The following is a 21,283-nucleotide window of genomic DNA, read 5'->3' on the forward strand; positions in this document are numbered from 1 at the left end:
CTCGTGAAGAGTCCCGGGGCGTCCGGGTCGAGCGGCCCCCCTCGGAGGAGGACCCGAGCGGCTAGCGGCAGCTCGTGGCCTCGAACTGCCTCTCGGTCGTGGTCGAGACCTCCTTGCCGTCGACCGTGGCGGTCGCGGTGAACGTCACCGTCCCCGCCTCGATCGCCTCGCTGCGGGAGTTGAACTTCTGGCTCGCGCTCTTGCCGGGCTGGACGTTGTTGAAGGTCTTGGTGCCGTAGGGCGTCGTGACCAGCACGTCGACCGGGAAGTCCTCCTCGTTGACCGCGCGCGCCGTGACCTGGGCGCGAGCGCCCGTGCACTGCGAGGTGGCCGTCGTGGTGACCTCGAGCTCGGGCTCGGGCGGGTCGACCGGGTCGGCGCAGGACACCTTGGCGGAGCCCCAGTCGGCGTGGTCGTTGCCGTTGCCGTCGCCGCCGTCCCCGACGACCAGGTCGAGGTAGCGGACCCCCGTGACGGGCACGTTCAGGTCGACGGTCTTGCCGCCGCCCCTGAGCACCTCGGTCTGGGCGAGCTGCGTGCCGTCACCGAGGACCGTGAACTGCACGGAACCCTTGGTCGCCTGGACGTCGTCGACGCCCACGGTGGCCGTGAAGGCCTCGCACTGCGCGGCGAGGAAGACCCGGACGGTCGAGCTCGCGTGCGTGCCCAGCCCCTTCTCGTGGACGACGCCACGCAACGTGAGCGGCTTGCCGTCCTTCTCGCCCTGCTCGCCGTTGGACAGGTCGCGCTCGACCGGTCCCCACCCGTTGGTCGTCGAGACGAACGGCAGGTCGCTGACCCAGTTCTCGCCGCCGTTCGGCGGGACGACGACCCACACCGACTGGCCGGCCTCGACCGACCGCTTGCCGACGGGCGCAGCCGTGGTCGTGTACGAGCCGCCCGCGGTGAGCGTGTAGGCGTCGGCCGTGATCTTGCCGTGCGGGGTGACCTGCCACGTCGTGGTCAGGACGCCGCCGGCCGGCAGCGTGGCCGCGGTCGAGGCGTTGGTCGCCTCGACCTCCCAGCCCTCGGGCACGTCGAGCGTCACGGCGACGTCCGCGACGGCCACGGGCTCGTGGACCGTGAGCCGCGTCGTGACGGTGCTCGCGACGTCGGGCTCGAACGCGACAGGTCCCGGGGAGACCGTGAGGGACGCGCAGGCCGGGGTGGCCTCCGCGGGGCCCAGGTCCACGACGCGGAAGTCGTCGAGGATCAGGTCGGACTGGTTGCCGCCCGCGGTGAGCTTGCGCAGCCCCACCCAGGTGTCGCCGCAGCCGCTGGCCACGACGTCCTCGGAGAACGTCGCGGTCGTGCGCTGCTGACCCAGCGGGGTCGCGTGCGTCTCGACCGACGCCGGGGCGCCGCTCGCGACCGAGTCGTAGCCCGTGACCCACTGGTACTCGCCGCCGTTGCCCGACTGGTAGTCGAAGCTCACGCGGTACTGACGCCCCGCCTCGAGCTTCACGGTGCTGGGCACGGTGCGGTAGACGAGGCCCTTGTTCTCCTCGTGCGCCTTGAGCGACCAGTCGCCGGACAGCGCGTCGTCGACGAGCTTCCCGTTCCAGCCGGCCTGCGTGTAGGGCGCGTTGCGCTTGGCGATGTGCGTGCGCGGGTCGGTCACGCCGCCCGCGTCGCCCTTGACGAACGGTCCCCAGCCCTGGGGCACGTTCTCGAAGTCCTCGAACGCGACGACCGCTTCGCCCTCGACGGCCGGGGCCACCGAGCGCGTGGCGCTCACGACGCGCAGGTCGTCGACCCGCACGACGGCGTCTCCCGCCGAGGCGGAGACCGTCAGCGTCGGTCGGGCCGGGCCCGTGACGTCGACGAGCACCTGGACGCGCTGGTAGTAGCGGTTGTTCTTCTCGTCGGCCGCGACGAGGTTCTTGGCGGTCGACCGCTCGACGACGGTGCTCGCGGTCTGCGCGACGCCCTCGCCCGAGACGGACAGCGTGGTCGTGCGGGACTTCCCGGGCTGGACCTCGACCCACGCACTCACGGCGTAGGTGCCGGTCGAGAGCTCACCGAGCTGCTGGCTCAGCGACGAGGCGCCCGCACCGAGCGTCGCGACGCGCTGCCCGTTGGACAGGGTCTCGATGCCCGTGGTGCCGGTCGTCTCGTACGCGTCGAGCGTCGCGGCGTTGAAGCCGGGGTCGACGATGCCGCTCCCGGTGCCCCACGCGACGTCCTCGGCCGAGGGGGTCGTGACGCCCTGCGGGTACAGCACGTAGGGCTGGCCCGCGGTCGCCTCGACCGTGACCTTGCCGCCCGTGACCGGGACGTCCGCGACCTTCTCGCGGCCCGTCGTCGTGAGCTTGTACAGAGTCAGGCTCGTGGCCCCGGAGAACTCGTCCGTGAGGGTCCACGTGGTCGAGCCGCCGGCCGGGTTGTAGTGGTAGAGCTTCCCGCCCTCGGCGGCCTGTCCCTCGAGCCCGGGGGCGTCGGACGCGTTCCACGGCAGGAGGTAGGTGCCGCCCGTGGCGACCACGGCGTCCCCGACGAGGATCTGCCGGTCGGCCGCGGCCTGGCCACGCGCCGAGACGTCACCCGTGAAGTCGATCCGGTCGGTGCCCCAGCGCACGATCTCCTGGTGCTGGAGGAACTTGGTCGGGACGTTGGTCGTCCAGATGTTCTTGTAGAACGCGTTCCAGTCGGTCTGCCCGGTCCAGCCCTCGAACTCGACGAGCCGCGCGTTGCCGAGCAGCGGGTGCGGGTTCCAGGTGTCCTTCTCGGCGTTGTCGATGAAGCGCACGATCTGGGAGTTCAGGCCCTTGTTCGCCGCGCCGCCGTAGTTCTCGTCCGCGGACCAGTGGCTCCACAGCGAGCTCGCCTCGAACTTGTCGGACCACTCGGTCGCGATCTGGAGGTCGTTCGCGCGGGCCGCGTCCGCGAGGGCGCGGGCCTGCCAGCCGAAGTTGTAGTAGACGTCGACGTAGAGGAGGTCCAGGTTGCCCTGGGTCTCGTCGGCGAGCTGGCCGATGCGCGCGGCCAGATCACCGCTGTTCACGTCGCGGCGCTGGTCGATGTAGTACGACTGGCCGAGCCAGTTCCAGCCCTTGGCCGACGGGTCGACGAGCTCGTCGGAGAAGGCGTTCGCCTCGGCGTAGGCCTCGGTCGCGTTGATGTGGACGCCGAAGTCCGCGTTCCAGTCGCCGCCCTGCTCGAGGAGCGTGTTCATGTCCTCGAGGCCGCCCGCGCGCTCGTTGTAGTTGCCGCCGTAGTCGGGGTGCGCGGAGTCGTGGCCCTCGGAGCCGTAGCCCTTGAGCAGCGCCATCTGGCCCAGGCCGTCGGTCGCGAGCGAGATGCGCTTGACGTCGTCGAGCGTACGCAGGAACGGGTGCGTGGCCTGCGAGGCGAAGTTGAACGGGATGTGGGTCACGACGCGGTCGGCGACCTGGTCGGCGCCGAGCGCCTTGGGGGCGGTCGCGCGGAACGCGATCGCGCCGTCCTGCCAGTCGACCTTGTCGTCGGCGTTGGCGTCGGCCGTCACGACGACGGTCGCGTACGGGAGCTCCTCGGTGACCGGCGAGCCCTGGGCCCGGTAGGTCCACGCGCCGCTCCAGACGCCCACGCGCACGCCGCCGTCGGCCGCGCGGGCCTGACGCTGCAGGCGGTTGCCGTCCGCGGCGGCCTTGCCGTTCGCCTCGTCGTAGACGCTGTTGGTCACGATCGTGGCCGACAGCTTGCTGGTGCTGACGATCGCGTACGCGGACCCGACCGGGTTCGCGTTGACGGGGGTCTGCCCCGTGACGGTCGTGAACGTGTCGCCGACCTTGCCACGGTCCGGGCTGATCACGGCCGAGGCGACCACGGCCGACGGGTCGGCCGACGAGACGGAGAGCAGGTCGTGGCCCGGGACCTCGATGGTCCCGACGCGGAAGGCCTCGGTGTCGGTCACGCCCGTGACGCGGAACGTCACGGCGCTGCCGTCGACCTCCAGGCGCGTGTCGATGCTGACGCCCGCGAGGTCGGGGAACGTCAGGCGGTAGTCGCGGCTCGTCTCACCGGGTTCGCCCGGCTCGACCGCGACGGTGCGGTCGGTGCCGTTGAGGCGCACCTTCGCCACGGTCGCGGTGCTGCCCGCGAGCGAGGCCCCCGACGCGCGGTCGGTGTAGCTCAGGACCCGTGGGAAGTCCGCGGCGACCTGGACGTCGAGCTGAGGAGAGCGCAGCGTCGCCGCGCCCTCGACGCTCGCCGCCGCGACCTGCTCGGCCGTCAGGCCCAGGGCCGAGAGCTGGTTGATGCTGCTCGCCGCCGCGGGGAGGGCGGCGACCGGCAGCGCCGCGAACGGCACCACGACCGCGGTGGCGAGCGCCACGAGCCGGCGGGCGCGGCGCGAGCCGCCGCCCGGGAGGGAACCGGCCCGGGGGCCAGGGGAATGTCGAACCATGTGCTGTCTCCTTCGATAGCAGTTCATCGGCCGTCCCCCGACCGACGGGCGTCACAGCTCTTCGACGTACTCCTCGGGCTCGCCGAGGACGGCCTCGTCCTTCAGCTCGAGGTCGGAGCCGACCTCGTGCAGCTCGAGGACCGTGACGGTGTTGCTCCCCGCGCGCAGCAGAGGCGCGGGGACGTAGAGGGTGTGCTGCGGGCCGCGCTCCCAGTAGCGGCCGAGCAGCACGTCGTTGACCCAGACGAACCCCTTGGTCCAGCCGGGCAGGGCGAGGAAGGCGTCGGCGGGTTCGTCGACGTCGAGCGTCGTCCGGGCGATCACGCCCTGCGGCCCGACGGCGTCGGCTCTGTCGGAGTCGGCGGCACCGGGCTCACCGGTGGCCCCGCCCGCCCACAGCCCGTCCACGGGCAGCAGGTCGAGCGGCAGGGACCGCGAGGTCCAGCCGTGCACGATGCGCCGCTCGACCAGGACGTCGCCGAGGATGCCCTTGTGCTCGCCGAGCCGGGGCCCGTAGTTGATGCGGCCGAGGTTCTCGACGAGGATCTCGAGCCGGACAGGGACGCCCTGCCCGTGGACCGTGAGCCCGCGGTGCGAGGTCTCGCGCTCCAGGACGCCGACCTCGTGGCCGTCGACGTAGACGGTCGCGCGGTCGTGCAGCCCGAGGATCGAGAGCGTGCTGCTGCCGCGCGGGAGGATCGGCGTGGCCGTGTGGAGCACGAGCCCGGCGTTCTGCCCGAGCTGCTCGAACGTCAGGGGCGACGAAGCGGCGGTCGCGGCACCGAGCGCCCACAGGGCGGGCAGGAGCGGGCGCGTGCTCACCGGAGGCAGGGCCTGCGCCGGGAGCCGGACGGGAGGCTGGATCCACCGGTCGTCCTGGGTGTCCCCGACGTCGCCCCGGTGCTCGGTGAGCACCTTGCGCAGCGCGAAGAACTTGGGCGTCACGGTGCCGTCCTCGGCGACCGCGGCGTCGGAGTCGTAGCTCGTGACGGTCGGCTGGATCCGCGTGCCGTCGTGGTTGGCCCCTGCGGTCAGCCCGAAGTTCGTGCCGCCGTGCGCCATGTACAGGCTCACGGACCCGCCGAGGTCGAGGAGCTCGCGCACGTCGGACGCGGCGCTGTCGGCGCCGCGCACGTGGTGCGGGTCGCCCCAGTGGTCGAACCAACCGTTCCAGAACTCGGCGCACACGAACGGCTGCTCGCCGCGGCGGCCCGTGAGCTTGTCGAGCGCCTGCCCCGGACGGCTGCCGAACGTGGCCGCGGCCAGCACGCCCGGGAGCGTGCCGCCGTCGAGCATGAGGTCGGTGGGTCCGTCGGCCGTGAACAGGAGCTCGTCGATGCCGCGGGCAGCGAGCGCGTCGTGGACCCAGGCCATGTAGGCGTGGTCGTCGCCATAGCTGCCGTACTCGTTCTCGACCTGGACGGCCACGATCGGCCCGCCCCGGCTCGCCTGGAGCGCCGCGAGACGTGGTACCAGCTCGTCGAACCAGGCCGCGACCGCCGCGAGGTACGTCTCGTCGCTGCACCGCAGCCGGATCCCGGGCGTCGCGGTGAGCCACGCGGGCAGGCCGCCGTTGTCCCACTCGGCGCAGATGTACGGGCCGGGGCGCACCACGACGTCGAGCCCCAGGTCGCCCGCGAGCCGCACGAACCGCTCGACGTCGCGCCACCCGGTGAAGTCGAACGAACCGCGCTCGGCCTCGTGCCAGTTCCACGGGACGTAGGTGTCGACCGTGTTGAGGCCCATGGCGCGCACGCGCAGCAGGCGGTCCTCCCACTGGTCGGGGTGCACGCGGAAGTAGTGGATCGAGCCCGAGAGCAGGCGGTGCGGCGCACCGTCCCGCAGGAGGGTCGCGCCGTCGGCGCGCAGGGTCGGTCCGCCGACCGGGCTCGAGGCCTGGTCGGCTGGGTGCTGCTGGTTCACTTGATGGCCCCCGCTGCGAGTCCGGAGCGCCAGAAGCGCTGGAGGGAGAGGAACGCGACGATGAGCGGGACGACCGCCACGAACGCGCCGATGATGACCATGTGCCGTTCGATCTGGCCGGCCTGGACCAGGGCGTTCCAGCTCACCAGCCCGACCGTGACGGGCCGCAGGTTCTCGGAGATGAGGACCTGCGAGGGGAGCAGGAAGTTGTTCCAGATCTCGACGAACTGGAAGAGGAAGATCGTGACGAGCGCGGGGGCCATCATCTTGAGGCTGACCCCGAAGAAGATGCGGCCCTCGCTCGCGCCGTCGAGGCGGGCGGCCTCGATGACCTCGTCGGGCACCGAGCTCGCGGCGAAGATGCGCCCCAGGTAGACGCCGAACGGGCTCACGATGCTGGGCAGGAGCACCGCGAGGTACGTGTTGACGATGCCCGTCGCGGAGAACATGAGGAACAGGGGCAGCGTGAACAGGACCTTGGGGATCAGGACCGCGCCGAGGACCACGCCGAACAGCACGCCCTTGCCGCGGAACTCGTACTTCGCCAGGGCGTAGCCCGTCGAGACCGCGATGAGCGTCCCGAGGCCCGCGCCGACGATCGAGTAGAGCGCGGAGTTGGCCATCCAGACGGCGAAGATCCCGTCCTTGTACGCGAACAGGTCGCCGATGTTGCCGAACAGGTCGAAGTTCGAGAACCACAGGGGGCTGCCCGCGAACGTGTACCCGGCGTCCTTGGTGGCCGCGACGAACAGCCACCACAGCGGGAACAGGAAGTACACGGCGGTGAGCGCGAGGACGGCCGTGACCGCGATGCGGCTCGTGGCCGTGGTCTCGATCGAGTCGCCGCGCAGGCCGCCCGTGGCGCCCTGGCTCCCCTTGGCGTCGGTGCGCCGGCGGCGCCTCCGGTTGCCCGTGGTCTTCTCGGCCCGGGCGGGTGCGGTGCTCGTGGTCACGAGGACCTCCTGGACGTCAGACGGAAGAAGAGGACGGACAGCACGGCCACGCCGACCGCGAGCAGCACCGACTGGGCCGCGGCGTACGGGTAGTTGGCCGACTGGAGCGAGGCCTGCGCGGCCATGATCGGCGTGTAGCTCGCGTCGATCGCCCCGGTGCTCTGCTTGAGCACGAACGGCTCGTTGTAGAGCTGCGCGGAGCCGATGATCGAGAAGATCGTGGTGAGGAGGATCGCGGGCCGCACGAGCGGGATCTTGATGCTCCACGCGGTGCGCCACGGCGAGGCGCCGTCGAGCTTGGCGGCCTCGAGCACCTCGCCCGGGACCCCCTGGAGCGCGGCGTAGATGATGATCATGTTGTAGCCGGTCCAGCCCCACGTCACGACGTTCGCGACGGCCCACAGGGCGAAGTCCTGGCTGAGGAAGTTGACGTCGATCCCGACCAGCCCGAGGAGCTGGTTGAACGGGTTGTTCGTGGGCGAGTAGAGGAACGACCACATGAGCGCCGAGACCACGGTCGGCACCGCGTAGGGCGCGAAGCTCGAGAGGCGGAAGAAGCCCTTGGCCCGCGCCGAGGCCGAGTCGATGAGGAGCGCGATCCCGAGCGCGAGGCCCAGCATCACGGGCACCTGCACGACGCCGAACAGGAGCACGCGGCCGATCGAGGTGATGAACGTCGAGTCGCCCAGCGCGTACGCGTAGTTGAACAGCGGGTCGAAGATCTCCTGCGTGCCGCCCAGCCCGAGCGCGTCGCGCTGGATGCGGAACATGCTCTTGTAGATCGCGAACAGGATGGGCGCGACGTACATCCCGACGAACAGCACCACGAACGGACCGACGAACCAGATCGCGTACCGGCTGGTCCGGCTGCGCGGTCGCTTGGGCGGCGTGGTCGCCGCGCGCTTCGTCTCGACCGGCGGCGGTGCCGCCGACGTCAGGCTCGTGGTCATGGTGGGTTCCTCAGGGGGATGCGTCGTGGTGCCCGACGACGTCACGCGCCCAGGTGCACCGGTGCTCGCAGGTGCGTGGCGTCGTCGGGCCTTGTGCTGCTCGTGCGCGGCGAGAACCGCGCGGGTGGTGCTGGGACCGTCAGGTCACTCGTTGACGGCGATGCCCTGCTGCGTGAGCTCGGAGACCGTGGCCTCGCGGGCGCCCGTGAGCGCGGTCGCGACGGTCGCGCCGCCCTCCTTGGCGTAGGCCTGCTTCATGCCCGTGCCGAGCGTGCCCACGAGGGTCGAGACGCCGGGGCCCCAGGCCCAGTCCTCGTTGACCTGGCCGGACGCGGTCTTGAACACGTCGCTGATGACCTGGCCGCCGAAGTACTCGTCGCCCGTGGCGAGGAGCTCGGACTCGAGGCCCGCGACCGACGCCGGGTAGACGCCGCCACCCTTGACGAGCTCGTCGACCGACGCGGGGTCGGTGCTGATCCAGTTGGCGACGGTCCAGGCCGCCTCCGGGTCGTCGCAGCCCTTGAGGACCGCGGACAGGCTGCCGCCCACGTTGCCGGTCTTGGCGTCGCCCGCCTCCCACTGCGGGAGCTCGGCCACGGCCCAGTCTCCCGACGAGGCCGCGGCGGAGTCCTTGAGGATGCCGGCGAACCAGGCGGCGCCGACGATCGTGGCGATCGAGCCGTCACCGAGGCCTGCGGCCCAGTCGTCGCTCCAGATGCTCGCGCCGATCACGTCGGCGTCGATGAGGCCCTGCCAGTAGTCGGCGACCTCGAGGTTGGCCGGGGAGTCGGGCGTGATGGACCACGCGTCGTCCTTGATCTCGTACCAGGGGGCGCCGGCCTGCCAGGCGAAGCCCGAGTAGTCGTAGTCCTCGTACGTGCCGGTCAGCTTGATGCCCGCGGCCTTGAGCTGCTCGCCCGCGGCCTGGTACTCGGCCCACGTGGTGGGGACGGCGATGCCGTTCGCCTCGAACACGGTCTTGTTGTAGAAGAGCACCATGGGGCCCTGGTCCTGCGGGGCGCCGTAGGTCTTGCCGCCCACGTTGACGCCGGCCCAGCCCGCGGGGGCGTAGAGGTCCTTGTCCTTCGCCGCGAACTCGGTGACGTCCACGACGTTGCCCTCGGCGACGAAGCTGGGGAGCGTCTCGAAGCCGACCTGGGCGATGCACGGGGCGTTGCCCGCGGTGATCGAGTTGCGGATCTTGTCGTAGCCGCCCTTGTTGCCGGGCTCGATCTGCGTGTACTTGATCTTGATGTCGTCGTGCGTGTCGTTGAAGATCTTGGCCGACTCGTCGTAGCCCGCGGCCCAGGTCCAGACCTCGACCTCCTTGACCTTGCCGTCGCCGCCTGCCGAGCCACCGGACGTCGTGTCCGACGAGCAGGCGGTCAGGCCGCCCGCAGCGAGGGTGAGGATCGACGCGACCCCGACTGCCTTGACGATCGATGACTTCATGACTCTCCTTCTGACCACACTGTGCTGAGGATGGAGCGGCGACGGCGCCGCGGTCTGCGTGGAGCACACTCTGGCACACGTTGATATGGATCACAACCCACTCATCACGGCGTGCCGCGAGGTGCGCAAAGCCGTCACTTTCGGCTGCATGTTCTGGCTGTTATGGTCAACACTGATAACAGAAGGATGACGACGACCCGGGCCGGAGAGGCTCGCGCTGTTGGCGTCCACTACGCTGCGGTGCACACCCGCGGCCCCGCACACCGAGGTGCCCGACGCTCCACGCCGAGCCCTCATCGCCCGAAGGAGAGCACGTGGAACGACCGTCACCGCCCACGCGGACGGAGCCGGCGCAGGGGAAGACCACGGCCGTTCCCGCCCGGGGCCGCGGCCCCGCGATGGCCGACGTCGCCCGCGTCGCCGGCGTCTCCGCCCAGACCGTCTCCCGCGTCCTGTCGGGGCACCCCAACGTCAACGAGACGACCCGCGACCGGGTGCGCGCCGCCGTCGAGCAGACCGGGTACCGCCGCAACAGCCTCGCGCGCGCGCTCGTGACCGGGCGCAGCAAGACCATCGGCGTCATCACGCACGAGACCGACTTCTACTCGGGCAGCGCCATGATGCTCGGCATGCAGCGCGCGGCCCGCGACGGCGGCTACTTCGTGAGCACCGCGAGCACCGCCTCGCTCTCCCCCGCCTCGATCGCCCAGGCCGTCGACCGCCTCCTCGACCAGGGCGTCGACGGGCTCGTCATCGCCGTCCCCGTGCGCGACGACGAGTCGCTCGGCGACCTCATCCACGGCACCCCGACCGTCGTCGTGGACGGCATGCAGTCGTCGGCGACCGAGGTCGTCGCGGTCGACCAGGTCGCCGCGGGGCGCGTCGCGACCGAGCACCTCCTGGCGCTGGGCCACGAGACCGTGTGGCACCTCGCCGGACCCGCCTCGTGGAACGACGCCAACGGCCGCACCGCCGGGTGGCAGGCCGCGCTGCACGACGCCGGACGCACCGAGCCGCCCGTGCTCTACGGCGACTGGAGCCCCGAGTCCGGGTACCGCAACGGCCTGGTCCTGGGCCGTCTGCCCGAGGTCACCGCCGTGTTCGTCGCGAGCGACGAGATGGCGTTCGGGCTGATCCGGGGCCTGACGGAGATGGGCCGGCGAGTCCCCGAGGACGTGTCGGTCGTGGGCATGGACGACATCGCGCTCGCCGAGTACTGCTCGCCCCCGCTCACCACGGTGCGGCAGCCGTTCCACCTGACCGGCCGCCTCGCGGTCGAGCACGTGATCGCGCTCATCGCGGACCCGACGAGCGTGCACGAGCCCGAGGTCGTGCTGCCCGAGCTCGCGGTGCGCCTCAGCACGGCGCCGCCGCGCTGAGCCTCGCGGGCACGGAGCAGGCCCGGCCGACCGAGCGCAGATGGAGAGCACAGCCTGCCATGCCCCCTGTCCGAGACAACATCCTCAGCCTCGCCGCGTGAGGTGGAGGTTGCTGCTGGCGCCGGCACGCCTGCTCTCCCCTACCCTGTTTCACCGTCGTCTTCGTCCTCTTCCTCACGTGCAACGTCATCGTCATCGTCCGCACCTCTGGTCGGCAGCACGGCGGCGTCGATCTGCGCTAGCCACGCGTTGAGCTGTGCGACCGCCTCGTCGAGCCCGATATCGATCTGCACGTCGGCCGCGGCGCGTTCGAAGTCGGTCGGCCAATGCGGGTGGGCGACCACGACGCATGGCCACGTACGCTCAGCTCGACCAAGAGCCTGGGCATCGCGCGCACGCACGTCGAAGACGTCCATGACGGCTGCACGAACGCCAGCCAGGTTCTCACCGATTTCGGCGAGGTCGCGAAGCAGCAGCAGGTCGACGAGGTCGCGCGCCCGGTCGTTGGTCGCAGCCGGCGGGTCGTGGGGGTCGGTGCAGGCGTGAATTTTCTGCGCGACCTGATAGCGCATCGCGATGCCCACCATCACAACGGGGCCCGGCAGCCCGAGGCCTGCCAGCGTAGGCGGTGCGAACGGTTCAGGCGCGGCTCCAGCGCCCCCTTCATCTGGCGCGATCTCGACCTGGACCCTTCGCCACGTCTTGCCTCTGAGCTCGACGACGACGTCGAAGCGACGCGGTTTGATGACGCGAGTAGGGATCTGGATGACCTCGACGGCGTCTCGCCGTAGCGTCAGCGGGCCCCAGGGCTCGGCGAGCTCGTCATCGAGCTTGACGAGGAAGTCGTCGATGTCACCGCGGATGAGCCCGTCCACGTCCTTCGTCGCACGCGTGGGCGCACTGGGGAGCCGGTGTTGCAGCAGGGTTCCACCCTTGAGCAGGAAGTGCGGCTGACCGGTGGCGTCGAGCGCTCGCTGCAGTGCAGCGATGACAATCGTGGACGCAACGAGCCATGCCAAGCGTCCGCCGCGGCTGCCCAAGCGTCTCTCGGCTTGCTGGAGCCAAGAGTTGAGCATGGCGACCGACGCCGGTTCCTTGGTCTTCTCGGGCAGGTCGGCCAGGCCAAGGGGCACATCAGCGTGCGGGGGTGTCACGGTTCGTCAACTTCCTCTGCAGGGCGGCGCTCTCGCTCGCGGTGATGCGCCCGGTCTCACGAGCCGTCGTGAGGGCCTGGCGGAGAAGATAGGTCGGGGTGCCGGTCTCGATGCACTGCGCGATCGCGGTCGCGGGTTTCACTGTCGGGATCTGTTCGAACCACCCGATATGGCGGGGATCGAGGTCTTGGTGGTGGACCTCGATCCCGTTGGCGCCGGCACGGCGGATTCGGTGGCGTCGGGGAACGGTGACGTGGATCCGGTCGGGGTTGACGTCGCCGAGCCCGTAGAGAGCCAGGGCGGTCTCGTGGGACAGAGCGGCCTCGTCGACACCGGTCCACAGCACTGCCAGGTGAAGATCGTCGTACTCACTGACGGGGACGACGTTCACGCGGTAGACGCCGTGAGCGACCTTCTCCAGGTAGCCGCGCGCGACGAGCTGCTTGAGTGCGTGCGGACTGTGACCTTCACGCAGGGCGTCGGCGCGGCGGATGAACCCGTGGCGGTCGAAGGCCTCTTCGAGCAGGCGGTCGCGGGTGTGCGGCATGTCAAAAGGGTACCGCTAGTGGCACCCTTTTGACATTGCTTGGCAGCGAGGGGTCTTGGTCAGGGATCAGAGGAAGAGCGCCCTCGACCTGCCCCGGACGCGCCGGAGGCGGCCCGTCGCGTGAGCACCCCCCTGCAGGGCTCACGCCACGGGCCGCCTCCGACCCTCACGCCCGTCACGACCCCCATCGACGACCGAGCGTTCACCTGAGCAGAGGGGGGTGGCACCCGTTTGATACATGCTGTCGACGTGACCCCCGTCACATTCTGACATCGAGTGTCACCGGCCGCAGCAGGACGGCCCGCCCGGGGCGCCACGAGCACCCCGCACGAGCCGTCCGTCCGCGCACCCGTCAGCCCAGCAGCGCCTGCCCCAGGAACTCGCCCTCGGCGCACCCCGGCGGCACCGCGAACACCGCCGACCCGATGGGCGTGGTCCACTCGTTGAGCAGGTCCACCTCGTCGAGCCGACGCTGGACCGGCACGAACTGGCGGTCGACGTCGGCCTGGAACGTCACGAACACCAGGCCCGAGCTGCTGAGCGCGCCCGGGTCGGCCGCGACGTCCGGAGCGTCGTCGTAGCTGTACGCGCGGCGGAGGAAACGCTCGGTCGGGTCGTCGGTCCGGGCCCGCCGCACGTGCGCGGCCGGCCCGATCACGGTCAGCCCGTGCGGCCCGACCGCGTCGAGGTCCGGCTCGTCGAGCTCGCGGACGCCCGTGAGCGGAGCCCCGTCCACGAGGCGGCGCCCCATGACGGCCTCGCGCGTGGGACGGTCGACCTCGTCCCACGTGTCGAGCTCCATGCGGATGCGCCGCACGACCATCGACGTGCCGCCCGCGAGCCACCCGTCCGTGCCGTCCGACCACACGAGCGGGGCGTCCGCGACCGGGTCCACGTTCCGTGTCCCGTCGATCTGCCCCATGAGGTTGCGCATGGTCCGCCCCGCGGGCTCGCTCCCGACCGACCGCCGGAAACCCCTCTGCAACCAGCGCACCGACGCGAAGTCGCGCGCCTCGCGCAGCAGCATCCGGACCGTGTGGGAGACCGTCACCTCGTCGTCGGCGCAGACCTGGAGCACCAGGTCGCCGTCGTTCCAGCGGTCCTCGAGCCGGTCCACGCCGAACGCGGGCAGGGGGCGGAGCCACGACGGGCGCCGGTCGTCGAGCCCCGCGGCCGTGAAGACCGCAGGCCCGTAGCCGACCGTGACGGTGAGGCGCGCGGGCACCTCGGCGAGCTCGGGCTCGGTGTCGGTCAGACCGGGCCGTCCCTGCGTGAGGCGCGCGACGTCGTCGGTCCAGATCCGCATGAGCCGCACCAGCGCGTCCCGGTCCGTACCGGGTGCGAGCGTCAGCGCGACGAGCGTCAGGTACGCCTGAGGAGGTGTCTCGACGCCCGCCTGCCGCAGGCCGTGGAACGGGACGCGCGCGTCGCCGTGCAGCGAGGTCTCCCCCGTGCCCGACGACGCCGCTCCCGTCGCGGGAGCCGTGGCCCTCCCGGCCCACGCACCTCCCGCACCGGCGACCGCGACCGCCCCGGCGGCGGCCCCGCCGACCAGGAACGCACGCCGCGAGACCCTGGCCTGCGGGACCGGGGAGGTCCTGCCATCCGGACTAGCGGGGCCGGGCCCGGGGCCGACGTCAGCCATCGTGACTCATGTCGTGATCCTCGCCGTGGCCCTCGTCGTAGCTCTCCTTGGCGCCCGCGAACGTGCGCGCCGGGGCGGTGACGACGAGCGTGGAACCGTCGCTCAGCTCGAGCGTGACCTCGTACTCGGCCCCGGCCTGGACCGGCGCGGACAGCTCCATGAGCATGAGGTGGTCGCCGCCGGGCTCGAGCGCGTGCTCGCCGCCCGCAGGGATCGTCAGGCCGCCCTCCTTCTGGCGCATGACCATGGCGCCCGAGGCGTCGGTCGCCATCTCGTGGAGCTCGACGGGAGACAGGTCGGACGTCGCGCCGACGACCGTGACGTCCTGGTCGCCGTCGTTGTGCAGGACGGCGAAGGCCGCGGTCATGCCCGACTCGGCGGCCTTGATCCAGGGGTCGGTCGCGGTCAGCCGGTCGGCCGCGGTGCTCGACGCGGCGTCAGCCGACGCGCTCGGCGACGCCGTGCCCGAAGAGGTGCCGGACGAGGTTCCGGACGGGGTGCCCGAGCAGCCCGCGACCGCGAGGAGGGCGAGCGTCGTGACGGTCGCGCCGAGCAGGGTCGCGCGGCGGGTGGTGGTGCGTGCAGACATGGTGGGTCCTTCGGTCAGGGACCCGGCGTCGGGGCGCGCGGGAGCAGCCCGCGCCGCGGCGCCCCGAGATCCAGGCAGGACCAGGGGCGCCGCGGGGTCGCGGGGACGCCCGGGCGACTTCGTCGCCGGGAAAGAGGTGGGGAGGGTCAGTCCTGCTGCTGCTGGCGGCGACGGACGATCAGCACGGCGACGACCACGACCGCGGCCGCGAGCACCGCGAGCCCGACGAGCAGCGGCACGACCGAGCGCGCCTCGTCGCCGGTCTCGTCGGACGCGTCGGACGTTGCCGCCGTGGTCGCCTCGGTCGTGCCCTCGGTGGCCGACGGCGTCACGACGGCGGGCTCGTCGGTCGCCACGGGCGCGGCCGGCTCGGGAGCCGCCGCGACCGCGAACGAGAACGTGCCCTCGATCGGGTGACCGTCCGAGGAGACGACGCGCCACGCGACCGTGTACGTGTCACCGGTCAGCTCGGCGGGCCACGGGAACGTCGCCGCGGTCCCCTCGATCGTGGGGCTGCCCTGCGCGACCACGGTCCCAGCCGTGTCGGTCACGACGACCTGCGGCTCGACCGCGAGGGGCTCGGTGCTGAACGTCATGGTGAGCGCGGCGGGCGCGGCGTCGAGCTGCGCGCCGTCCGCCGGGTCGGAGCTGATGATGCGGTCGTGCGCCTGGGCCGGGACGGCCCCGCCGATGCCGAGCAGCAGGGCCGCTGCCAGCGTGGCGAGGGCCGCGAGCAGGGCGACCAGGAGGCGGGCAGAGCGGGAGGTCGGGCGCGCGAGGGCGACCGCTCGCCCGCCGCGGTCGGCGACCGTGGACAGGGTGGACGGGTGGGACTGGTTGGTCTGCGAAGACATGGAAGACGCTCTCGATGAGGCGCGGCACGAGCTCGCGCACGGGGGGCACCCGGGGGACGGCCGGCCTCGTCGACGGTCAGCGCGCGAACGCGGACCAGGGTCAGGAAGGAAGGGCGACGGGCCGGGCGAGCAGCGGCGGTCCGCGCGTCGTCGGGGTCCGCAGGTGGACCGTCGCCGCACGGGACGGTGCGGGAGCCGGAGCGAGGAGCCGGAGCGCGACGGGCAGGGCCGGCAGGAGGTCCGCCAGCGGGCCACGGGGCGCGAGCCACGTCAGCAGCAGGCCCAGTGCGCGCTCGCCGTGCGCGACCACCACGGCCACGACCACGGTCGCGAGCACGTGCGCCAGGACCATCCACGCTCCCGCGGGGGTCTCGTGCGGGAGGTGCGCGACGCCGTCGGGCACGGGGGTGCTCGCCGTGCAGGCCGCGAGCGTGCCCGCCACGGCGTGGCCAGCGTGAGCGCCGCCGACCGGCGCGCACGACGCGGGCGCGGAGAAGCTCAGACCGTAGTGCAGCGCCACCTGGCCCGTGCCGAGGATCGCGACCAGCCGACCGAACGTGAGACGGAAGCGGGCCGCGAACGTCGCGCCGGCCATCGTGAACGACGCCAGGGCGAGCAGGATCAGCGGGTGCGGGAGCGTGCCACCGCCCACGCGGTGCGCGAGCGCCGCGAGGGCGAGCACCAGGGCCGCGACGAGACCGGCGCGCGCGACGCGCAACGGACCGGCGACCTGGGTGAGCACGGGGACCACCCTAGCGGGACATGACGCGACGTCGGATCCGAGGGGCGCAGGGCGGTCGGTCGCCCGACGCCCCTCCCGCCCGGCACCCCGCTGAGAGGATGGACGCATGACCACACGCAACAGCATCGCCATCACGAACGGCTACGTCGTCCCCGTCGCCTCCGCACCCCTGGAGAACGCGACCGTCCTCGTCGAGGACGGCGTCATCACGGCCGTCGGCCACGACGTCGTCGTGCCCGACGGTGTCCGCACGGTCGACGCCGGGGGCCGCTGGGTCCTGCCCGGGTTCGTCGAGGCCCACGGCCACATGGGCGTCATGGAGGAGGCCGAGGGCTGGGCCGGCAACGACACCAACGAGATGACCGACCCCAACGGCGCCGCGCTGCGCGCGCTCGACGCCATCAACATCGAGGACGAGGGCTTCCGCGACGCGCTCGTGGGCGGCGTGACCTCGGCCGTCATCAAGCCCGGCTCGGGCAACCCGATCGGCGGGCAGACCGTCGCGATCAAGACCTGGGGCGGTCGGACCGTCGACGAGCAGGTCATCCGCGAGGCCGTGTCCGTGAAGTCGGCGCTGGGCGAGAACCCCAAGCGCGTCTACGGCGACCAGAAGAAGCTCCCGTCCACGCGCCTGGGCGTGGCGAACGTGATCCGCAAGGCGTTCGTCGACGCGCAGAACTACGTCGCCAAGCGTGATGCGGCGCAGGCCAAGGGCGAACCGTTCGACCGCGACCTCGCCAAGGAGACCCTGGGCCGCGTGCTCGCGGGCGAGCTCTACTGGGACCAGCACACGCACCGTGCCGACGACATCGCGACCGCGCTGCGCCTCGCGGACGAGTTCGGCTACAAGCTCGTCATCAACCACGGGACCGACGGCGCCGCGGTCGCCGACGTCCTGGCCGAGCGCGACGTGCCGGTCATCTTCGGCCCGCTGTTCACGTCGCGGACCAAGATCGAGCTGCGCAACCGCGACATCGCCAACCTCGGGGCGCTCGCCCGCGCGGGGGTGCGCGTCGCGATCACGACCGACCACCCCGTGGTGCCCATCAACTTCCTGGTGCACCAGGCGTCGCTCGCGGTCAAGGAGGGCCTGGACCGCGACGTCGCGATCGAGGCGCTCACGACGAACCCGGCCGCGTTCCTGGGCCTCGACGACCGGGTCGGCTCGCTGCGCCCGGGCCTCGACGGCGACGTCGTGATCTGGTCGGGCGACCCGCTGGAGGTGACCTCGCGCGCCGAGAACGTGTTCGTGACCGGCACCGAGGTCTACACGTGGGACCGCGCGGCGGCCGGCGGTCGCGGTGCGGGCACGGTCGTCGAGCGCGGCGAGCGCTTCGCGGACTGACCCGCGGGGTGCCAGGCCCGAGGTAGAACGTGCTGCGCGAGGTAGAGCCCGCCGAGCACTACGTCGCGCAGCACGTTCTACCTCACGTCCCGCAAGGACCTACCCACCCGCACGTCAGTGGTGGAACCCCTTGCTCACGGCCTCGACGGGCATGGGCGACTCGAGCGCGTCGAGGAACGCGACCTCGGTCCGGATGTCGCCGAGCAGGCTGGCCGCCAGGTCGCGGCTCAGCCCGTTGCGCACCACGATGCGCTGGACCGTCAGGTCCTGCAGGTCCACGGGCATGGGGTACGACGGCAGCAGCCACCCCTTGGTCCGCAGCCGCTCGGACAGGTGGTAGAGCGTCCACTTGTCGGTGTAGCCCTCCTTGAGGCTCCACGCGAAGACCGGGATGTCGCTCCCGTCGTTCCACAGGTCGAACGGCGGCATCTTCGCGATCTCGCCCGAGAGGTAGAGCGCGACGTCCTGCGAGGCCTTCTGCACCTTGTAGTAGCCGTCGTAGCCGAGGCGCAGGAACAGGTAGTACTGGAGCAGGACCTGCGAGCCGGGCCGGGAGAAGTTCAGCGCGAACGTCGGCATGTCGCCGCCCAGGTAGCTCACCGAGAAGACGAGGTCCTCGGGCAACGCCGCCGTGTCCCGCCAGACGACCCACCCGAGCCCCGGGTAGACGAGCCCGTACTTGTGGGCCGAGGTGTTGATGGACGCCACACGGTCGACCTGGAAGTCCCAGACGAGGTCCGGCTGGAGGAACGGCGCGATCATGGCCCCCGACGCGCCGTCGACGTGGATCGGGACGTCGAGCCCGGTCGCGGCCTGGATCTCGTCGAGCACGGCCGCGATCTTCTCGACCGGCTCGTAGGCCCCCGTGTAGGTGACCCCGAGGATCGCGACGACCCCGATCGTGTTCTCGTCGACGTACTTCTCGAGCTCGAACCCGTCGAGCACCTTGTGCTCGAGCGAGATGGGGACGTAGCGGGCCTCGACGTCCCAGTAGTTGCAGAACTTCTCCCAGCAGACCTGGACCGCGCTCGACAGCACGAGGTTGGGCTTCTCGGTCGACTTCCCCGCGGCCCGGCGCGCGTGCTGCCAGCGTCGCTTGAGCGCGAGCCCGCCCAGCATGGCGGCCTCGGAGGACCCGATGGTCGAGGTCCCGATCGCGTTCGCCGGGTCCGGGGCGTTCCACAGGTCCGCCAGGATCTTCCAGCACCGCGTCTCGATCGCCGCCGTGGCCGGGTACTCGTCCTTGTCGATCATGTTCTTGTCGGCGGTCTCCGCGTTGAGCCGCTGCGCGTACGGGTCCATCCAGGTGCCGACGAACGTCGCCAGGTTCAGCCGGGCGTTGCCGTCGAGCATCGCCTCGTCGTGCACGATCTGGTAGGCCGTCTCGGGGAAGGACTCCCCCGGCGGCAGGACGTTGCGCGGGAGCTCGGTCGCCTCCCCCGGCCGGGAGAACAACGGGTTCATGGCGACGACGTCGCGCTCCTCGGACTCTGCACCGCGGTTCGATCCGGACATGTTCGTTCCTCTGGCAGGGCGGGGGCGGGTCGGTCGGCACGCCCACCGGGTGGGCCGACGCCGTCGTGCCGCCGCTCCCAGCCCGCTCCCTCCACGGTAGGTCGGCAGTCGGCCGAGCGCCTGGGGAGCCCCGCACGCAGAGTGTGCAGCTCGGGTCGCCCCTGGGGCCCACGGACGACCCGAGGTGCACACCCGGCCGACCGCCGACGAGCCTAAGCGACACGTGTTGCCAAACTAATGGCACGGGCGTACCGTCAAAATGTCAGCACGTTCCGTCGTCCCGACGAGCGGCCGCACCACCCGCCAGGCACCCCGTGCCGGGCACAGCCACCAGGCCCCCCGAAGGAGGCGACATGGACCCCCGCACCGAGCGCACCACCGCAGCCCTGCGCACCGCAGTCCTCGAGCTCGCCGCCGAGCAGGACATCGACGAGCTCACGGTCTCGCAGGTCTCTGCCCACGCCGGGATCAACCGCGCCACGTTCTACGACTACGCGAACAACCCCGCGGACCTGCTCACGACCATCCTGCGCACCGAGCTCGACGCGATCCGCAGCGACTTCCTCGCGGCCGCCCGCGGCCTGACCCCCGACCCCGACGCCGGCCCCGACGCGCGCCAGCGCACCGACCCCCGCCAGCTCGTCGACACCATCACGCAGGCGATCGTCGGCCACGTCGACACGCACACCTCGATCTACGAGCGCGCCCTCGAGGGAGGACTGAGCGCCCCCCTGTTCCGCCTGCTCGCGGAGCACTTCTCCGACACCCTGCGCACGTTCCTCCTGGACCAGCCGCACCTCATGCCCGTGCCGTGCGACGCCGAGCAGACCGAGGTCGAGCAGGCCGCCCGCGCGTACGCCTGCTACGTCGCGCTCGGCTCGGTCGGCGCCCTCGAGGCGTGGCTCGCCACCCCGTCCCCCCGTGACCCGGACTTCTTCCCCCGGATCACCCGCACCTCGCTCGCCCCCTGGTGGACCGCGCCGAACTGACCCGACGCGACCACCCGCCCCGGCGAGCCGCACCGCACACCGCACGCTCCGCCGTCGGGCACCCCACGAGGGTTCCCCGACCCCGGGCACACCGAAAGGAGGCCCCACCATGGGCCGTGTCTACAACAAGGTCGCCATCGTCACCGGAGGAACCGGAGGCATGGGCGTCACCCACGCCAAGGCGCTCGTCGCCGAGGGCGCGAAGGTCGTCGTCGCGGACCTCGACGACGCCAAGGGCGAGGCGCTCGTCGCCGAGCTCGGCGAGAACGCCGCCTACGTCCACCTCGACGTCACCAAGGAGGAGGACTGGGCTGCGGCCGTCGCGTTCACGCTCGAGAAGTTCGGGCGCATCGACGTCCTCGTGAACAACGCGGGCATCGCGAACGCAGCCGGCATCACCGAGTTCACGCCCGCCATGTGGCGCCAGATCATCGACATCAACCTCACCGGCACGTTCCTGGGGATCCACGCGGTCTCGCCCGTCATGGCCCGTGCCGGGCGCGGGTCGATCATCAACATCTCGTCGGTCGAGGGCATGCGCGGCAGCGCGGGCCTGCACGGGTACGTCGCGTCGAAGTTCGGCGTGCGCGGCCTCACCAAGTCGGTGGCCCTGGACCTCGGGCCGTCGGGCGTGCGCGTGAACTCGGTCCACCCGGGCTTCATCAAGACCCCCATGACGGAGAAGATCAGCTCGGACGACCTCCACATCCCCCTGGGTCGCGCGGCCGAGCCCGAGGAGGTCTCGCAGCTCGTGCTGTTCCTCGCGAGCGACGAGTCGAGCTACTCGACCGGTTCGGAGTTCATCGTCGACGGCGGCCTCATCGCGGGCGTGCCGCACAAGTAGGGCAGCACGGCGCGG

At 71.7% G+C, this 21,283-nt stretch carries 16 protein-coding genes; 4 read left to right on the forward strand and 12 right to left on the reverse strand.

Translation table 11 applies throughout. The annotated features are described in order from the left end of the window. Positions 1–61: 61 nt before the first annotated feature. From JOD48_RS18835 to JOD48_RS18855, 5 genes are all read right to left on the reverse strand, one after another. Complete coding sequence (locus JOD48_RS18835; protein WP_204810080.1) at positions 62–4,387, reverse strand: endo-alpha-N-acetylgalactosaminidase family protein; 4,326 nt, start codon at positions 4,385–4,387, stop codon at positions 62–64. A 51-nt stretch (positions 4,388–4,438) separates the two neighbouring features. Further along, on the reverse strand, positions 4,439–6,310 hold the full coding sequence (locus JOD48_RS18840; RefSeq protein WP_307824258.1) for a glycoside hydrolase family 35 protein: 1,872 nt from the start codon (positions 6,308–6,310) through the stop codon (positions 4,439–4,441). Further along, the gene (locus JOD48_RS18845) at positions 6,307–7,263 is read right to left on the reverse strand and encodes a carbohydrate ABC transporter permease (protein WP_307824259.1); all 957 of its coding nucleotides are present in this window, start codon (positions 7,261–7,263) and stop codon (positions 6,307–6,309) included. The genes JOD48_RS18840 and JOD48_RS18845 overlap by 4 nt, the downstream gene beginning before the upstream one ends. Beyond that, positions 7,260–8,213 carry a carbohydrate ABC transporter permease gene (locus tag JOD48_RS18850; protein ID WP_191790125.1) on the reverse strand — a complete coding sequence of 318 codons (954 nt, stop codon included), beginning with the start codon at positions 8,211–8,213 and terminating at the stop codon, positions 7,260–7,262. The genes JOD48_RS18845 and JOD48_RS18850 overlap by 4 nt, the downstream gene beginning before the upstream one ends. 144 nt (positions 8,214–8,357) lie before the next feature. Then, on the reverse strand, positions 8,358–9,665 hold the full coding sequence (locus tag JOD48_RS18855) for an ABC transporter substrate-binding protein (protein WP_204810082.1): 1,308 nt from the start codon (positions 9,663–9,665) through the stop codon (positions 8,358–8,360). A 314-nt stretch (positions 9,666–9,979) separates the two neighbouring features. On the opposite strand from JOD48_RS18855, the gene JOD48_RS18860 reads away from it, so the two are divergent. Further along, positions 9,980–11,044 (forward strand): LacI family DNA-binding transcriptional regulator, encoded by a 1,065-nt coding sequence (locus JOD48_RS18860; RefSeq protein WP_307824260.1) that lies wholly within the window; start codon positions 9,980–9,982, stop codon positions 11,042–11,044. A 140-nt stretch (positions 11,045–11,184) separates the two neighbouring features. Here the strand turns inward: JOD48_RS18860 and JOD48_RS18865 are convergent, their stop codons facing one another. The 6 genes from JOD48_RS18865 to JOD48_RS18890 form a co-directional block, all read right to left on the reverse strand. Continuing rightward, positions 11,185–12,198 (reverse strand): nucleotidyl transferase AbiEii/AbiGii toxin family protein, encoded by a 1,014-nt coding sequence (locus JOD48_RS18865; RefSeq protein WP_204810084.1) that lies wholly within the window; start codon positions 12,196–12,198, stop codon positions 11,185–11,187. Continuing rightward, positions 12,179–12,745 (reverse strand): type IV toxin-antitoxin system AbiEi family antitoxin domain-containing protein, encoded by a 567-nt coding sequence (locus tag JOD48_RS18870; protein WP_191790122.1) that lies wholly within the window; start codon positions 12,743–12,745, stop codon positions 12,179–12,181. Before JOD48_RS18870 ends, JOD48_RS18865 begins: the two co-directional genes overlap by 20 nt. 352 nt (positions 12,746–13,097) lie before the next feature. Next, positions 13,098–14,390 (reverse strand): Dyp-type peroxidase, encoded by a 1,293-nt coding sequence (locus tag JOD48_RS18875; protein ID WP_204810093.1) that lies wholly within the window; start codon positions 14,388–14,390, stop codon positions 13,098–13,100. Continuing rightward, positions 14,383–14,979 carry a copper chaperone PCu(A)C gene (locus tag JOD48_RS18880; RefSeq protein ID WP_204810094.1) on the reverse strand — a complete coding sequence of 199 codons (597 nt, stop codon included), beginning with the start codon at positions 14,977–14,979 and terminating at the stop codon, positions 14,383–14,385. Before JOD48_RS18880 ends, JOD48_RS18875 begins: the two co-directional genes overlap by 8 nt. 146 nt (positions 14,980–15,125) lie before the next feature. Further along, a complete protein-coding gene (locus tag JOD48_RS18885; protein WP_204810097.1) occupies positions 15,126–15,833 on the reverse strand; it encodes a copper resistance CopC family protein in 708 nt (235 codons plus the stop codon). A 100-nt stretch (positions 15,834–15,933) separates the two neighbouring features. Continuing rightward, entirely contained in the window at positions 15,934–16,575 is a 642-nt protein-coding gene (locus tag JOD48_RS18890; RefSeq protein ID WP_191790118.1) for a hypothetical protein, read from the reverse strand. Positions 16,576–16,681: 106 nt separating this feature from the next. Between JOD48_RS18890 and JOD48_RS18895 the strand changes: the two genes are divergently transcribed. Then, complete coding sequence (locus tag JOD48_RS18895; protein WP_191790117.1) at positions 16,682–17,920, forward strand: amidohydrolase; 1,239 nt, start codon at positions 16,682–16,684, stop codon at positions 17,918–17,920. A gap of 114 nt (positions 17,921–18,034) precedes the next feature. Here JOD48_RS18895 and gad read toward each other — a convergent pair whose 3' ends face one another. Further along, positions 18,035–19,435, reverse strand: coding sequence for a glutamate decarboxylase (gene gad, locus JOD48_RS18900; protein ID WP_191790116.1), 1,401 nt, complete (start codon positions 19,433–19,435; stop codon positions 18,035–18,037). A gap of 353 nt (positions 19,436–19,788) precedes the next feature. On the opposite strand from gad, the gene JOD48_RS18905 reads away from it, so the two are divergent. Together JOD48_RS18905 and JOD48_RS18910 are read left to right on the forward strand one after the other, a co-directional pair. Continuing rightward, positions 19,789–20,424, forward strand: coding sequence for a TetR/AcrR family transcriptional regulator (locus tag JOD48_RS18905; RefSeq protein ID WP_204810099.1), 636 nt, complete (start codon positions 19,789–19,791; stop codon positions 20,422–20,424). Positions 20,425–20,533: 109 nt separating this feature from the next. Next, entirely contained in the window at positions 20,534–21,268 is a 735-nt protein-coding gene (locus JOD48_RS18910) for a glucose 1-dehydrogenase (RefSeq protein WP_204810101.1), read from the forward strand. Positions 21,269–21,283: the final 15 nt, after the last annotated feature.

The organism is Oerskovia paurometabola (assembly GCF_016907365.1).
Taxonomy (GTDB): Bacteria; Actinomycetota; Actinomycetes; order Actinomycetales; family Cellulomonadaceae; genus Oerskovia; species Oerskovia paurometabola.